Annotated in this window: 11 protein-coding genes; 2 read left to right on the forward strand and 9 right to left on the reverse strand. The window is 46.7% G+C overall.

The genetic code is table 11. The annotated features are described in order from the left end of the window. The first annotated feature begins 82 nt into the window (after window positions 1-82). Window positions 83-955 carry an AraC family transcriptional regulator gene (locus tag ACBP55_RS25870; RefSeq protein WP_464645749.1) on the forward strand — a complete coding sequence of 291 codons (873 nt, stop codon included), beginning with the start codon at window positions 83-85 and terminating at the stop codon, window positions 953-955. Between the two features lie 142 nt (window positions 956-1,097). Here ACBP55_RS25870 and ACBP55_RS25875 read toward each other — a convergent pair whose 3' ends face one another. The 6 genes from ACBP55_RS25875 to ACBP55_RS25900 are packed head-to-tail and all read right to left on the reverse strand — an operon-like array spanning window position 1,098 to window position 8,804. Then, on the reverse strand, window positions 1,098-3,167 hold the full coding sequence (locus ACBP55_RS25875; protein WP_464645750.1) for a hypothetical protein: 2,070 nt from the start codon (window positions 3,165-3,167) through the stop codon (window positions 1,098-1,100). 39 nt (window positions 3,168-3,206) lie between these two features. Continuing rightward, window positions 3,207-3,878, reverse strand: a complete 672-nt coding sequence (locus tag ACBP55_RS25880) for a hypothetical protein (protein WP_464645751.1) — start codon at window positions 3,876-3,878, stop codon at window positions 3,207-3,209. After that, window positions 3,875-4,759 (reverse strand): amidohydrolase family protein, encoded by an 885-nt coding sequence (locus ACBP55_RS25885; protein ID WP_464645752.1) that lies wholly within the window; start codon window positions 4,757-4,759, stop codon window positions 3,875-3,877. Before ACBP55_RS25885 ends, ACBP55_RS25880 begins: the two co-directional genes overlap by 4 nt. Before the next feature lie 29 nt (window positions 4,760-4,788). After that, a complete protein-coding gene (locus tag ACBP55_RS25890; RefSeq protein ID WP_464645753.1) occupies window positions 4,789-6,723 on the reverse strand; it encodes a DUF8034 domain-containing protein in 1,935 nt (644 codons plus the stop codon). Window positions 6,724-6,736: 13 nt separating this feature from the next. Further along, window positions 6,737-7,882 (reverse strand): glycoside hydrolase family 88 protein, encoded by a 1,146-nt coding sequence (locus ACBP55_RS25895; protein WP_464645754.1) that lies wholly within the window; start codon window positions 7,880-7,882, stop codon window positions 6,737-6,739. Window positions 7,883-7,898: 16 nt separating this feature from the next. Further along, window positions 7,899-8,804, reverse strand: coding sequence for an aldo/keto reductase (locus tag ACBP55_RS25900; RefSeq protein ID WP_464645755.1), 906 nt, complete (start codon window positions 8,802-8,804; stop codon window positions 7,899-7,901). Between the two features lie 364 nt (window positions 8,805-9,168). Here ACBP55_RS25900 and ACBP55_RS25905 point away from each other — a divergent pair, with 364 nt between their 5' ends. Continuing rightward, a complete protein-coding gene (locus ACBP55_RS25905) occupies window positions 9,169-10,020 on the forward strand; it encodes a sugar phosphate isomerase/epimerase family protein (protein WP_464645756.1) in 852 nt (283 codons plus the stop codon). Between the two features lie 648 nt (window positions 10,021-10,668). Here ACBP55_RS25905 and ACBP55_RS25910 read toward each other — a convergent pair. The 3 genes from ACBP55_RS25910 to ACBP55_RS25920 all read right to left on the reverse strand — a co-directional run bounded on the left by ACBP55_RS25910 (window position 10,669) and on the right by ACBP55_RS25920 (window position 14,421). Next, window positions 10,669-12,717, reverse strand: a complete 2,049-nt coding sequence (locus ACBP55_RS25910; RefSeq protein ID WP_464645757.1) for an alpha-galactosidase — start codon at window positions 12,715-12,717, stop codon at window positions 10,669-10,671. An 83-nt stretch (window positions 12,718-12,800) separates the two neighbouring features. Beyond that, window positions 12,801-13,484 carry a type 2 periplasmic-binding domain-containing protein gene (locus tag ACBP55_RS25915; RefSeq protein ID WP_464645758.1) on the reverse strand — a complete coding sequence of 228 codons (684 nt, stop codon included), beginning with the start codon at window positions 13,482-13,484 and terminating at the stop codon, window positions 12,801-12,803. Between the two features lie 85 nt (window positions 13,485-13,569). After that, the gene (locus ACBP55_RS25920) at window positions 13,570-14,421 is read right to left on the reverse strand and encodes an extracellular solute-binding protein (RefSeq protein ID WP_464645759.1); all 852 of its coding nucleotides are present in this window, start codon (window positions 14,419-14,421) and stop codon (window positions 13,570-13,572) included. Window positions 14,422-14,451: the final 30 nt, after the last annotated feature.

Here is a 14,451-nt window from a genome sequence, read left to right on the forward strand (position 1 = left end):
ATAGACCCTGCATAATTGTGCACGAAATGTCGGATGGATATATGCAATTCCTGCTATTCTTTGGATAAAGGAGGTCAGATAAATGGATTTGCTTACAAACATGAATGGTGCTTTAAGGTACATTGAAGATAATCTTGCAAACGATATTGATTTTAAAGAAGTAGCAAGATGCGCTTTCTGTTCTGAATACCATTTTAAAAGGATGTTTTCCTTCCTTGCAGGTATTTCGCTGTCCGAATACATCCGCCGCAGACGCCTTACTCTTGCAGCATTTGAGCTTAAAGGCAGCAGTGTAAAGGTCATTGACATTGCAGTGAAATACGGGTACAACTCACCAGATTCTTTTGCAAGAGCTTTTCAAAATTTGCATGGCATAACACCATCAGAAGCCAGAAATAATGGCCATTCACTTAAAGCCTATCCACCAATGACCTTCCAGTTATCCATCAAAGGAGGAAATGAAATGATCTACCGAATTGAGGAAAAAGAGGCATTTCGCATTGTTGGCATTCAGAAACGAATTCCTATCCAATTCAACGGGGTAAATCCGGAGATTGCTTCTATGTGGAAAGGTTTAGATGGTGAAACGATCAATAACCTTAAACACCTTTCTAATGTCGCACCTATGGGACTGCTTAGTGCATCCACAAACTTTTCTGAGGGCAGGATGGAGGAAAAAGGGGATTTTGATCACTATATTGGCGTAGCAACAACGAAGGAGTGTCCAGATAACCTAACACAACTTGATGTTTCTGCCTCAACATGGGCTGTATTCGAAGCAATCGGACCCTTCCCTGATACACTGCAAAATGTATGGGGACGCATTTATTCCGAATGGTTTCCATCCTCAAACTATGAATCAATAGAAGGTCCAGAAATCCTTTGGAATGAGAATAATGATGTAACCTCACCAACTTTTAAAAGTGAAATATGGATACCGATTTTGAAAAAGTAATACGATGTTTCATAAATAAATGTAAAACGGAGCCCGCGTAGCTCCGTTTATTTTGTGCCCCCTACTATTCTCAAGACTGTTGAAAATAACCGCACAACTGGATATACAAGGTCGCTTAAACATGTGATGAATAAAGAAACTTTCATAAGATCTGTGCCTGCTCTAAAGAGAAATGAAGCTTGATTTCCTTCTGAGCATCCTTGCTGCTCCATTGCGCGAGACGATAGTTGCCATTTCGATTCGGCATCAACCCAGGAAGAAGCTCAAGTTCGACATCGCCAGTTTCACCTTCAGGCTGAATAGCATAGATGGCATTTGAATAAAAGACGAAAAGCTTATTCCCATCCACACGGATGAGCGTCTCATCGGTTCCGTTCGTCACGAGCACCGGAACCGTTACACCAATTGCGGATAATTCCGTATCCTCTGCAGCCTCCACAGACCATGCCGTTGTCACGCCATCGTGTGCAATGTGATAAGTTTCTGTGATCGCCGCTACACCCTCGATGCCAGGCCTTGGCATCAAATCACCGATAGCTCGTAAAATAGCTGGGTGTTGATCCTCATCCGGTGAACGCAAATCCATGTCGTTTATTAGCTGAAGTCCCGTAGACTCGTAGCGTAGTTTGAAAGATAGCACATCGCCATTTTCCTCCCCACTTTCAAGCAAAGCATGCCAATGCAGCTTTTCAGGATGGGTTGGCGCCCCGTCCTCATTCAAGGAATGAAACGTTTCGTGCTTTCTTCTGCCATAGTTAGCTAACCTGTGCCACGTACCGTGTGCATCCCTCCATGTCAAGCCTATAGCTGCTGGCGAATGGGGGCGCGGAATGATTTGTTTAGCCACAAAATAATTCAAATGAATATTTCCGTTGAGCCCAGCTATCCCCATCGAGAGCGCCGTTTCCTCCAGATAATCCGCTTTGTGAAGCCGCACCCATCCGGTTGCGTCGTGACCCATTTGCGCTGCCGTATCCATCACGAGGTGATAACCACCTTGCTGAGGTCCCGTAGTGGCATAGATCCGGTTGAAGGAATCAATGGGCACCACATATCCGCCCAAATCGGCCGGTGTTGCCTTTTCGGAAATGCTATCGTCAGCACTTTCAAAGCACGAAGCAGCAATTTGAGCGGCATACAAGCTGTATGTCGAATAATAGGCATAGAACTCCCAACCATTTCGTAGCCCGCTATCAAACCTATTTTTCAACAACCGAAATTGGGTGGGATCCTCTATCCAGCGCAGAATGGATTGTAGCGCTTTTCGTGCAGCTCGCTTGAAGATACCTGCCCATTCTTGATCTCCTTCTTTGGCATAAAGCGTGGCTTCCCGTTCACACAGATTGGCAAAGGTCAGTTCATTCCAAATAATCTGGTTACTCCTGCCTCCGCAGCTCGTTCCCCCGGTGGTAGACTGCATAAACAGCATCGTTTGAGCACCTTTGCGAAGCTGCATTTCTAGAAATGTCTTCCATTCGCCGTTATAACCGGCATCTATTAACCCGCTAAGCTGTTGACGCGCAGCCAAATCATAGGCGACCGGAATATTCGGATCGCGGTATAGCCCTTCACGCGTAAAACGCGGCATTTGCGGTTTCAAATACTTATCAATGAAAGCCATAGAGTCCGTGAACCCTTCATTTAGCCTCATCATTTCGCCATGCATGGCATAAGTAGCCCAGTTACGGATGGTACGGATATCTGGAAAACTTCGAACCGTTTGGCAATACGTTACCTCAGGCTCAACGTTGGACAAACTGGCTTTCCAGCTATCGCTTCGCTCCTTATCTACAATCGGCGCCAAAAGCTGATACGCCCTAACCAGCATGTGCGTCGTGAAATCGGCATGATCGTCAGGAACTTTATTCTCACCCAAACAGGTACTGGCCCAATCCATCGCGAGCAGAATCTGTTCTTTGAGATTCTTGCAGCGATCGTTGGCTAGTAGAATAGCTCCGGCTTTTACAAATGCAGCGGTTGCATATTCGTGTTCTTTCCCATCGTCTGGATCCAGAATCCCCCCGTATTCACATAAAAATGGGGCAAATTGACGAACTCGCGCTTCGGAAAAGTCCAAATATTTGTCACGAGTTAACCCGGTTTCTTCGAAATCATCTAACTTGCCTTTTTGTTTAAATGCGTCGATGTCTTGCTGAATAGGGTTTACCCCGGATAAGCTTTCTAAATAGTCCAGTTCGTTTGCTGTAAACATGCCGTACCTCCGATTATATGTCCTGTCAACCGGCTGTTGTTACATTAAACACTCCATTTTACGCCACAGCCGCTGCCCTTCCGGTGCTTCTTTCCATGGCTCGAAATGTGGCAGCATCACCTCATGCCAATTGTCCGGAGAATGTTTGGTTGTTAGTAATCCTTGGCGTTTCCTTGTACTGATCCTAGATGGTAACTCGTGATAGGAGAATAAAAACCTTCCAAAAGAACCGATCATATAAGTTGAATTAAAGCTGTCTGGTGACTCTTCCTGCTTCTGATAATGATAAAAGATATAGCTCGAAGCCATTTCTGGTTTCAATCTGGCTATTGAGCCAACCCGCTCCTCGACCGATCGGCTGCCGCTCCAGAAATCCGTGTTTTCTGGCACCCCGTCGTGAAAAACGTCTATCATTGGGATCGCAAGCCTGTGCAGCGTCTCACTAGAATTGACGTCATGATCAGGTTCGGTTGGCCACTTCTCTAAGTATCGCTCAAAAGACATCGGCCAATCCCAGTTTGGAACACTCTGACCACCTGATACCTCGGCATAGACGCAAACATACAGATCGCAAGCGAAAACCGAGACATTCGATAGTCCTAACGCTGCCCATTCTTCACGAAGCGTGTTTGCATCTTCTTTAACGATTTGCTGAAATTCGCTTATTATCCCTTTGCGAAGTTGAGAGTAGTAGAGGAGTCTATGTATCATGCTTCGCTATCCCCAATCCCCCAATAAAATGTCCTAGCATTGTGAATGCGTACACTTGCACGCGCCATGTCGTTCCACTCCTCAGGCAGCAGCTGCTCGAATAATTGAACAACATCGTTATAGGTACCGGCCATCAAAGCTACCGGCCAATCACTACCGTACATAATGCGATTAGGACCAAATCGTTCCGCAGTGTGACGGATATAAGGTACTAACAGATGTGGATTCATTCCGCCAGCCGGTGTGATCATACCTGACCATTTGCAATACACGTTAGGAAATGCGGATAACTCATCGATGTATGCCGACCAAGGCTCGATTTCACCAGTACGAATAGGCGGACCGCCTAGATGGTTAATAACCGCCTTTAAGTTAGGTACGGACTTTAAGTATTTTATTACGGTTGGCATCTGATCTGGTCCGATCAGCAGGTCGATGGGAAAACCATCTTCCTCCAACAGACGAAGATGCTCTAACAGACGATCCGGTACTTGCTCTTTGCACTGCTCGAAGACGGAACGGTCCAGCCTAATCCCAACGAATTGTGGGTTGTTACGTAAACGTCTATATTCGTCAGCGAATGAATCTGCAAAAGGATCAAGCCAACCAACGACACCGAGGATTCGCTCATTTTTACCTGCTAGCTCAAGTAAATATTCCGTCTCTGCCACATTCGGTGCCGCCTGTACGGCGATAATTCCGCGTAATGCATTAGCATCTTCAAGACCAAACAGATCTGATGGCACATAATTTTGGTAAAGAACTTGATTGCTAGGTGTAAGCCAATGATAATCGCCACGCTCCAGCCTCCAGAAGTGGACATGGCTATCGAGATAGGCATGGTTAACATCTCTAGTAAATGATTGACGAATAGAGTTCATGGATTACATACTCTCCTCATTTTTACTCCCTATACTTGGTTACGGCCTCGGATAAGTTTCGCCGTCCCTCCTGCCACTTCTGCACTCCATGGCGTCTCATAGGTCGGTTGATTCACGTAGCGTTTCATATGAAGCTTCAATTGAATTCCTGCTCCTGGAGCAAGGGTAACCGGTAACCATTTGCCATCGAGCTCTCCATCGCCAACCTTCTGACCGCTTTGATTAAAGCTCTCCATATAAGTAAACTGGTGCTCACCGAAGCTGCCAGCTTGTACGATCAACTCACGTTCTTTGAACGCTGATAGGTTCACAAGTGTTAGGGTTACAAACTCATCACCCAGCGCTTCTACCAAAGCACCGATGTCCTCTGGAAGGCCGCATCGTTTACGGTCTGCGTCGAAATAACGTACTCTCGCATGCTGTAACCCGCCATGGGAGATGTGCATAGGGGCGCCTAGCATCATTTGCAGTAATCCTTCAAAATAGACAGGAGAATATTCCTGCCACTCATGAATACTGTAGGGATGATCCCAATCCCAGCTGGTTGGATCTCCCTTAGGAGAGCGAAGCTTTTCCAATTGGTTGGCGATTAGCTCCAGATTTTGCTGTAAAATACGCTCTGGATAGTCAGGGAATTGCCCTCGCATATATAAGTACCATGGCACCGTATTTGCAATATAATGCTTGGTTTCCTTACGAGTTACAGGGTTTCTGCCAGAAATAGTGGGCATATCGATCAATCGGAAATGATCTTCATAGGGAATCCGGTCTACACGTGCCGCATCTTCCTCAGCCATCGAGATCGTCCATAAATAAATGGGGTAGGTTGGAACTTGGATTCGGTAGTCCGTCCACCCGGCATCAAAATGCTTATTCGGAACGTGCCATTTCCCATTGATTTCTTTCCCTAGATCCCAGTTTCGGTCCAATTGCGAACGTGCCAAATCTAACTTGCTTCGATCACCAGAAAGGAGCACAGCGTTCATGCCAGCATTGGTTAGCGGTTCAATGATGGACATGAAACCGTGCGGCCAACGGTAGCCGTAGTAACCCCCCCACCATTTGCCATCGTTGTACTCTCCAATAATATCGTTTAATCCAACGTTGTCTGGAATTAACCCGCCGTTACGCAGTGTGCGCTCTTCCCAAGCGTTCAAATAGTCTAATACCCACTGCCGATAGGATTCATCGCCCGTGTACATAAACGCATTCGTGATCAACCCCGTTGTGTTCAAGTTAAGCGGGACATCTCCTTTCGCTTTCCGTTCATTCATTCTGGTAATGATTTCTCCGTAAATGGCATCGTCTGACCACTTACACTTACCGCTTGCGAAGTCAACACCAGGAATATCCTCGAATGGCGCCAAATAATCATCGAGCACACCTCGATGTGTTACCCAGTCCTCTTCCGTCATCTGAAAGCGTGGTCCCTTACTGCCTGTAATAGGCGAGCGCATCAGCTTTCGTTCTGCATCATAGTTCGGCACTTCCGGATTCTTTCCTGTATATAACTCGGCAAACTTGACTGCTCGCTGACTATTCTTCAGCAAATGCGGATCGGACAAGCCAAGGAAATAGAGATATAAGGAGCCTTCGCCATGGTGCATCCAGTCATAATAAGCATCAAATTCGTTATGAATCTGACCATATTCCGTCCATTGCCAAGTAATCGCATCATACATAAGGCGGGACAAGCGTAGAATCTCCTCATTACCCCCGAGTACGTAAAGGAGTGATAAATTCATGAACGCCTCATAAGGATCATCCGAGCCATCCATACCTGGCCACTCGTCTCTCCATACGATCGTTCCGTCCTCCCGCGTATAGCGACGCACATATTCCACCGCGGCCTCGTTCAGTGTATCGATTAGCTTCCGCTCCGTGAGCGCCCAAGTTGGCGCTGTCCACGAATCCCGCGCATAGATGGCAGCAGCCCAGGAATTGGATTTGTTTGTTGGTTTCATTGGATGCTCCCTCCTACCAGAATGTATCATGTACGCCGCGCAGCTTGCAGACTGCTTCTGCGAAGAAATAGTCGCCATAGATCATTGGGTTATTAACATGTGCTTGTTTCGGACGGTTGGCAGTTCCCATCCGTAGAATCGCTTCCTCGTTCGGATCATCCCAAGCTGTGTATTTTTCATTTAATTTAAAAATCAGCTTCTCAGCAGCACTTCGATATAGCTCAGACTCGCTCTTCGGCACCAACAAACTCAACTCCAGCATGCCGCTGGCTGCGCAAGCTGTCGCGCTTGAGTCCATTGCCATTCCTTCTTCCCAAGGAGCTCGGAAATCCCATGGCGGTAAACCATCTTCGGGAACATTGGCCAGGAAAAAATGCGCTGAACGCTTAGCTGCGTCGATATAACGTTGATCTCCCGTGTAGCGAGCGCTTAGTGCCATGCCGTATAACGCCCATGCGGTTCCGCGGGACCATGCTGAATCTGGCGAGTAGCCTTGTCCCCCCAGAGCTTCTTGTCTCTCTCCAGTCTCAGGATCGAAGCACACAATATGGTGAGAAGAGCCATCCGGACGAAGAAATTCACGCAACGTCGTATCCGCATGAAGAGCCGCCACGTGTTTAAAACGTGGATCGCCAGACTCCTCACTAGCCCAATATAGCAGCGGCAGATTCATCATGCAGTCAATGATCGCCCAACCAACCCGCTCCGGCTGGTTCCAGGCGCGAATAAACTGGCCTTTCGCATTGTAACGCCCAACTAGATGACTGGCTGCCGTCATGGCTCTCCGCTTCGAAATTTCACTACCAAGCAGCTTATACTGCGCCACGGAGGATAAGCTCCACATAAACCCTACGTCATGATGCAGCGGGTAATAGTCGGTAAGTACCGGGTCCATTAAGGCCTCGATCTGTGCAGCTGTAACTTTGAGTTCTTCAATCTTATTCTCACGATACACCAGCCACATCAAGCCCGGCCAGAACCCATTCGTCCACCAATCTGCTTCTTCACTTTCATATTTTCCATTATATGAGATATATGGAAAATCAGCACCAACTGACCGGCTCATTCGTTCCACTTTGCCGATGATTTTATCCCAAACTTCATCTACCCACGGTGCACGCGATGCATCCGTTCCAATGCTTGCATTTACGTTAGACATTCTTCAACATCCCCTATTACCATGTTATTGGCTGACCTGGAAATAAAGTAAGCAGCCGATCCAATTCATCCTGAGGTAAGCCAACTCCATCGCTATAGCTTGCATTAAGGGCAAGTGAGCGTAACGAAGTCGTTCCAGTTAATGTTACTGTAATGTCCGGACTAGAAAGGCTAAACCGCATAGCAGGCTCAATCAACCCTTTGGGCTCCGTCTTCCGTAAGAAGGCTATCTCTTGGATTCGACGCTGCGCTTCGGTAAACATGGGCGAATCCTGGTTCATAAATGGCGCTGGAGCCTCAGCAAGCAGACCCATTCCGAGAACACTTCCATTAATGACAGAAACACCATGCTCTCTGGCCGTCGGTAAAAGTTCATCCATGGCCGTATAATCGATAAGCATATAGCGACAGAACGTTTGTATCGAATCGATATGTCCTGACCGAATAAAGGGCAGCAGCAGCGATGGATTAAAAGCATTTACTCCTATGGCTCGAACCTTTCCCTGTTCCTTCAGCTTCAGAAAGGCGGGAATGGTTTCATTCATACCTATTTCCGAGTTCAACTCACTTAGTTCGTGCATTTGAATGAGATCCAGATAATCCGTCCCTAGGCGCTTAAGACTGTCCTCCACAGAACGAATCGTATTGTCGTACGTATAAGGCTCACCCCGCATAACAGCCTTACTCGCAAGAAATACTTGATCCCTTTTGCCCTGAAGCGCTTTCCCAATTCGGCGTTCGCTTTCTCCTCTTCCATATAGCGGTGCTGTATCGATAAAGTTGATCCCGAGCTCCAATGCCCGATCGATCACCTCAATTACTTGCTCATCTGTAACCGGACCGTAATCCCCGCCAAGCGGAGCGCCCCCAAGACCTAGCTTCGAAACCCGAGTTCCCGTTTTGCCAAATGTGGTATATTCCACTATGTTCACATCCTTATTTGTCTTAGTTAACTGATACTCCTATTATAATGCACTAGGTCGTTTTTTAGTTTTGCTGTATAACACTGAAATGTTGTTATTTTGCACAACCCAATGGTGTTACATGGATTACGCATAGTAAAAAAACCTCTTTATTCACAAAAAGAGACATTGTCTCCTAGTGTAATGAAGAGGTTTAACTAATCAACGCAAACAATCAACACCAAAAATAATGTTCATAATAGCAGGATTACATGATAAATAAGCAAGATTATTACTTCATCCAATTTAAAATTCAACTTACACTATAGATTGAGAGATGGATGTCACTTACCATCCAATGACTTCGAGATAAGGGGTGAGAAACATGAACAATCAATTAGAAGTTCAAATGTCGTGGTGGGCAATGGATAATCTGGATGTTTTTGCAGGAAACGCACTGTCCGACGAAGAAAAAATAGCCTTAATCGCTAGCAGTGGTTATGACGGCATTAATGGATTTCTTCCTTCACCTGAGAAAGCTGATTATTGGAAGCATCTATTAGACAAGTATCACCTTTCGTTCAGTGTAAACGCTTACCCAAAATCGGTTGAGGATTTGGCTGATTTCCTAGAAAGAGCAAGAGCCTTTGGTCGTATTGGATTTATTAATGCACAAGTCATGCAACCATTCATGACAGGTCAATCTGCCATTCAGCTATTGAAGGGAATTGAGCAACTGTCTAAGGATGCAGGAATTCCTGTTTTCGTTGAAACACACAGGGGTACTATTACCCAAGATTTAATACGTACCGTTGAATACGTTAGGGAACTAAAGTCTCTGCCTTTAACAATTGACTTTTCCCATTATATCGTCGCAGGGGAAATGCATACGGTTTCTCAAGAAGCGGACGAGTTACTGCTTGCATTACTTTCGAACACTTCTAGCATACACACACGAATATCGAACGGAGAGCAGATACAGATTGACCCAGGCGAGGAACAAAATCATCCTATGTTCTCCCATTTTATGAAGTGGTGGCAATTGGGAATGACAAATTGGCTGCTTCAGGCTAATACAAATGATGTATTCCCGGTCGTAATTGAACTAGGACCTCCCCCTTATGCAATTACAACGAATGAAGCAAGCGGGAGGAACAAAGAGATTAGTGACCGATGGCAGCAGTCTCTGTACTTGCAGCGTGTAGTAAGAGAACTATGGAGCACGATCGCACCCTAATTTTGAAGAAATAATCGATAATAGAAGTTCTTGTTTGTCGTAAATCATGAGACGTGCTCCGTTATTGGAGGGTATAGTTAAAAGTTTGGTGCGAGGGCAGGTAAATAGAAATCAGTTCAAATACAGATAAACAGTTGATCAAATCCAACTCTGTGGAGTGATTTCGAACATATAAGCTGCTAATCTGAGGATTGCAGGGAACGAGGATCCGCTATTTTGGTAATTATGTCGATGCAGGGCAGGTACGCGGAACGAGGGGGCGCTATTTTGGCGTTTTACTGGTTTTTACACCTCGAAAACGGGAAATAGCGGATCCTCGTTCCGTGAAAACGTGAAATACGCGTTTATGAGCAAAATAAGGCATATACGTTCCGCGAAAATCTGGTGATGCTGGGTGTGGCTTGAGTTTGGGATACAGATAGAAGAACTATGGGTGCGCGAGGGCAGGTAGATAATCAAGAAAATGTTACCAGATGGGTGAACATTATTTATTTGGCTACTTGGCAAAAAGAGCGGCTATATTGGAGAATCGATACGAAATGGACGGTTGAGCGGCTTAAGATATGGGACTGGTTGGGCTTAGTTTTCGGGAACCGAAAACCGCCTTCTTAGGTGGTCAAAAAAGAGCTGCCGAAGCAGCTCTTCCCTCTAAAAAATCAACTTAAAAATCTTCGACTCAGCTGGCTCCAAGCGAACGCTTATGTCTCCTGACGACTGATGGGCGGTTTTCTCCCAAAGATCATGCAGCTCGTACGTCGCATTTTGGGGCAGACCCAAACGCTCAATGGATATACGTTTCTCAACCGTTTCATCTTGATTATAGTTAAACACGGCTATAAAGCAGCTATCATCTGCCATTTGGAAAAACACATCATCAGACGCAGCATCGGTATTTCCCTCAAGCGGAATAAAGCTTTTTCCTGTCTTTGCAATTTTCAACAGCTCCGGTCGGGTCAACCAGTTCTCTGCTCTGGTCCTCGCTTCCTCTTTGCGGAAATCGTCCCCCATGAGAAGAACGGTTCCAGCAATAAGGGAAGCGTTTAGACGACTCCTACCTTCCTGCGCCATCGTAGGTTCTTGGTTAAAACTCTTATACAGAACGGTATGGTCAGGGTCATTGAAAGGATAAATAGTTCCATTCATCCACCAACCATATGTGAGTGAATTCAACATGTACTCCGTATCTTTCAGTGTACCGAAAGCATCACAAGAGATGCGCCTGCTATGGGCGTATTGATGTGGAAACATTGGCGCGATGGACAAGTTGATAAAGAATGGACGTCCGATAACCTTGGGATCAAGCCTATTTTTGATCAACGCCATGCCAAGGTTGTAAGCTTGAAGCCCTGTACGCACTTCCTTATCGAAGTGCATGCCTTCCAAAGCACCATGTCCAAGGAAGTCGAGTTTAATGTACTCGAAGCCCCACCTGACAAAACGTTCAAGATGCCACTCCGTCCGCATTAGATTGCCAGGGTGCGTAGGATCAATCGCAAATCCGCCGTCCAAATCGGGTAAAATTTGCCCCTGCTCATCGCGCAGCAGGAGATCACGGTACGTATACTTGCCGTCCGTGCCTTCCACAACCCGATCGAAATCGTTCCCCCAGAAGGCAAAAGGTGTCCAATAAATGCCAGGCTTTTGGCCATTGTCACGAACGTGACGAACGGCGTCTTCTAGCTGTTCCTGCGTTAGATTCGTCCAGAAGGAATCAAAATTTATATAGACCGTCCCCTGATGTTGAAACCCGCCATCGCGCAAGCTCTTTAAGAAGTCCGACGTATGCGTGTAAAGCTCGTAGTCGAGCTCTCCCCCTGCCGCCGACCAGCTATTCCATCCGAACGGAACGCCATGTTCCCATTGGAGAGGCGGAGCTATTACAGCATTGACCTTTCCGAATTCCTCCAGTCCAGTCCTGTAATCCGCATACATGCCCACAAAGATACGAGGTGAAGCAATCCTTTTGCCGATCAGCGTACCGTGAGGAATCGTGTCGCGTGTATACTCGCTTGCTGCTCCACCGTATACCTCAAGCTGGTGAACAGCCGCTCCTTCGTGTCCGACTACTTTCAAACCTGTTTTCCAAGAATCATGTGTAACCGAACCAACAACTAGCCCTTTTCTCGATACAGGTTCGAAAATAGCCGTTACCTCATAGCTTTCCAGCTGATTCGGCATGGCGGTTGATTCGTAACGTACCCACTTGTCGTTATCGAAAGGCACCAACAGCGCGCGCAGTTCCTCTGCCGTCATTTCAAAAGCTGATGATCCCTTAGCTGCATTCACCGTCAATGGCGAAATATAGTTGGTCTCCCATACTTCCGATTCGCCTTCCAACTCTACCTGAACAAAGAAGTATGGCACTTTTTCATATAGCCAAAACGTCTGCGTCATAACCGGAAGCGACTCACCTGAATGAATCACAGAGAAACGGCAGCCCGTGCCGAAATCATCACGGATCTTTTGAGCGCCGCCAGCTTCAAGTTTGTGCTCCGAATATTCAGTCGAAGCAACGTATTTGCCCCCATCGACTCCTTCGATCCGCGCTGCGCTGTAAGCGCCGTTCAAGCGACCGCCGGTGAACCATTCGTAATTGGTTAATCCGCTCGTCAGATCGACGATAATTCGACATAACCCATTTTCTCCAACCACTTGACCACTCAACTCTTGAAAGATAACTGTTCTGGATGTCATCATTAACCCGCTCCATTCATTCATATCGACATTTAAATTAAGAAGGAAGCCGGAACAGTGCCTCGGCTTCCTGATCTGATCATCTCTTATTTCCAAAGATCCAAACGTTTCTTGTAGTTGTCGTTAATGATTTTCTCTACCTTCTCGTCACCTGCCGCCTTCATATCGGCAAGCATTTTATCGAACAGAGCGGATGCATCCGTATCGGTCTTAGAGATAATTACTTTCGTAATCGTTTGGCTCATAATATCTGAAACCTTCTGGCTGACGAGCGCATCCGGGGTGCCGCCGGCAGGGCCGAGGTTATCATATACCGTTGTATCCCACGTCGAATCGGACAAGTTCTTCAGCGCCATTTGGTCGATCTCGCCGCGCTGGTAACGGACCGGCATATCGTACACCGTACCGTCGGAGCCTTTGCCGCTCTTGATGAACCAAGTCCATTTGCGAATACCGGTTTTCTTCACGTAGTTATCCCAGTCGTCTTTAAAGCCTTGGAGCACTTCCGGACGCGGCACATGCTTGCCGTCCTTCATATCCCAGTGCACGCCCTCTATGCCCCACATGAGCAGATATTGACCTTCTTCGCTAGCCAAGAAATCGATGAGCTTCATTGTTCTTTCTGGATTTTTGTTCGTCTTCGTGATCGCAATCGCATCCCAACCGAGTGTGCTACTCGGCCCTAATGTCGTCTTGGCCGGATCAACGCCTGGTCCTACAAGCTTATAAGAGTACAGCTGCTTTTCAGGTCCGCCTGCCTTCTTGAGCACGCCGTTAGAAGTCCCGAGATCCCAGTAAGCGCCTGGCGTTGCAAATACGAGCCCATTAGAAATCTTTTGCTCCCACGTTTGCTTCTTATTGACCGGCCATTTCCGGATCGATCAAGCCCTCACGGTACAGCTTGTTCAAGTACAACAGCATGTCCTTGTATTTCGGGTCCTTCACATCGTACTTCAGCGTTCCGTTATTTTCAAAGAAGGACTTCATCCCCCACATGCCTTTGAATGTTCCGAGCACAGCGCCGATATTTTCACCATTGAAAGTCATCGGAAATACGTCTTTGCCGTCCGCTTTGCCAAACTTTGCTTTGAAGTCCTTCAGCAGCGCTTCGAATTCATCTGCTGAGAACGGCTTTCCGCCTTCAACTTTGTCCGGAGCAAGCTGTTTAAGCCAATCCATGCGCATATTCATGCCGAATACGGGTTCGTTCCCAGGGCCGTACCAGTTAGAAAGATAGTAGTTTTTCCCGTCGGTGTACCGTGTCTTTTTCAGAGTGTCCCCGTACATTTTCTTCACATTGGGACCATATTTCGCAATCAGATCATCCAGCGGAATAATCGCCCCTGCAGCGATGTACTTGTTGACGATATCTCCCCCGCGGTCCATTAGCACAATATCCGGTAGATCGCTGCTGGCGAGCATCAGATTCAACTTTTCTGAAGGATTGCCCGTTGGTTGCTGAATTTCAATCGTAACGCCTGTCCGTTTCGTAATTTCCTTGGCAACCTCGTTCGTGAAGGCATCACCTGTATTTTTATCAAAGAACGTCATTTTAATAGGAGTCATATCGTTAGCTTTGCTATCGGTTGTAGCAGCCGGCTTATCGCTTGGCGAAGCCGTATTTTCCTTCGTAGAGCAACCGGCGATGACGGAACCCATAAGAACCGTTGAAAGCAACACCTTGAACGTTTTCTTGGTCGTGAACATGGCATACATTCCCCCTTGACTAATTGTATG

It is taken from the genome of Paenibacillus sp. WG02 (assembly GCF_055396115.1).

Excerpts from the sequence above, each read along its gene's own strand:
- ACBP55_RS25870 (WP_464645749.1), top strand. The coding sequence starts at position 83 with ATGGATTTGCTTACAAACATGAATGGTGCTTTAAGGTACATTGAAGAT.
- ACBP55_RS25895 (WP_464645754.1), bottom strand. The coding sequence starts at position 7,882 with ATGTCTAACGTAAATGCAAGCATTGGAACGGATGCATCGCGTGCACCG.
- ACBP55_RS25880 (WP_464645751.1), bottom strand. The coding sequence starts at position 3,878 with ATGATACATAGACTCCTCTACTACTCTCAACTTCGCAAAGGGATAATA.
- ACBP55_RS25910 (WP_464645757.1), bottom strand. The coding sequence starts at position 12,717 with ATGATGACATCCAGAACAGTTATCTTTCAAGAGTTGAGTGGTCAAGTG.
- ACBP55_RS25905 (WP_464645756.1), top strand. The coding sequence starts at position 9,169 with ATGAACAATCAATTAGAAGTTCAAATGTCGTGGTGGGCAATGGATAAT.
- ACBP55_RS25885 (WP_464645752.1), bottom strand. The coding sequence starts at position 4,759 with ATGAACTCTATTCGTCAATCATTTACTAGAGATGTTAACCATGCCTAT.
- ACBP55_RS25920 (WP_464645759.1), bottom strand. The coding sequence starts at position 14,421 with ATGTTCACGACCAAGAAAACGTTCAAGGTGTTGCTTTCAACGGTTCTT.
- ACBP55_RS25875 (WP_464645750.1), bottom strand. The coding sequence starts at position 3,167 with ATGTTTACAGCAAACGAACTGGACTATTTAGAAAGCTTATCCGGGGTA.
- ACBP55_RS25890 (WP_464645753.1), bottom strand. The coding sequence starts at position 6,723 with ATGAAACCAACAAACAAATCCAATTCCTGGGCTGCTGCCATCTATGCG.